This window comes from Streptomyces alkaliphilus (assembly GCF_014141535.1).
Lineage (GTDB): Bacteria > Actinomycetota > Actinomycetes > Streptomycetales > Streptomycetaceae > Streptomyces > Streptomyces alkaliphilus.
The window spans coordinates 1-859 of sequence record NZ_VKHT01001487.1; the positions used below are offsets into that span (position 1 = coordinate 1).

General features: G+C 74.0%; 1 protein-coding gene. It reads left to right on the forward strand.

The features are described from left to right. The first annotated feature begins 375 nt into the window (after positions 1 to 375). The gene (locus FNQ90_RS25250; RefSeq protein WP_182608436.1) at positions 376 to 753 is read left to right on the forward strand and encodes a peptidoglycan-binding domain-containing protein; all 378 of its coding nucleotides are present in this window, start codon (positions 376 to 378) and stop codon (positions 751 to 753) included. The last annotated feature ends 106 nt before the right edge of the window (positions 754 to 859 follow it).

Here is an 859-nt window from a genome sequence, read left to right on the forward strand (position 1 = left end):
GGGCCCCGTTCCCGGCCGAACCCACCGGACCGGGTCGGGGACGGCGTTCCACCACCGCCCGGGACGCCGCTCACGGTACCCCGTTTCCGCAGGTGAAGACATGGGATGTCCCGGGAGAGCCCGGGGACGGCCGAAAAGGTGACGGGACATCGGGGAAAGCGCACTCTGGTGGACATCGGGGCGTCCACAGGGCGGTCGCCCCGTCGGCCGGGTGGACGGGCGCCACACCCCTGTCCGCCCGGCCGCGCCGAACACCTCCCGAACGAATCGTTCGCGGGTGTTCACGGCGTCGCACCACGGCGCCCGACACCACCCCCGGGTCACCCGACCCGGGCAGCACGTCACGACCATCGCACGAGATCCACGGGGGAGCCCATGAGGGCACGCACACCGCTCGCACTGCTCGCCGTCACGGCCGCGCTGTTCGCCGGCGCCGCCGTCACGGCACCGGCCGCGACCGCCGCCGACACCTGCCACACCCAGAGCACCATCGGCCTGACCTGCCACTACCACTACGGCAACCAGTGGGCCGAGCGAGGCAGCGTCGGCAATCACGTGCGGGAGATCCAGGCACTGATCAACGGCACCACCGACTACCGGCAGGTGGGTGGACGCCTGGCCGTGGACGGTCGGTTCGGGCCGGCGACGGAGACGGCCGTCCGCTGGTTCCAGCGCAACCACATGGCGGCCGGTTCGGTCGACGGCGTCGTGGGCCCCAACACCTGGCGTGCCCTGCGCGGTTACCGGGTGTGAGACGCCGTCCGGCGCGTCACGGGGGCGCGCCGGCACGGGCCCGCCGTCACCGCACGGGGGGTGACGGGGTCCCGGGTCGGGGCGTGCCCCGCGCGGGGAACGGGAG

Excerpts from the sequence above, each read along its gene's own strand:
- FNQ90_RS25250 (WP_182608436.1), top strand. The coding sequence starts at position 376 with ATGAGGGCACGCACACCGCTCGCACTGCTCGCCGTCACGGCCGCGCTG.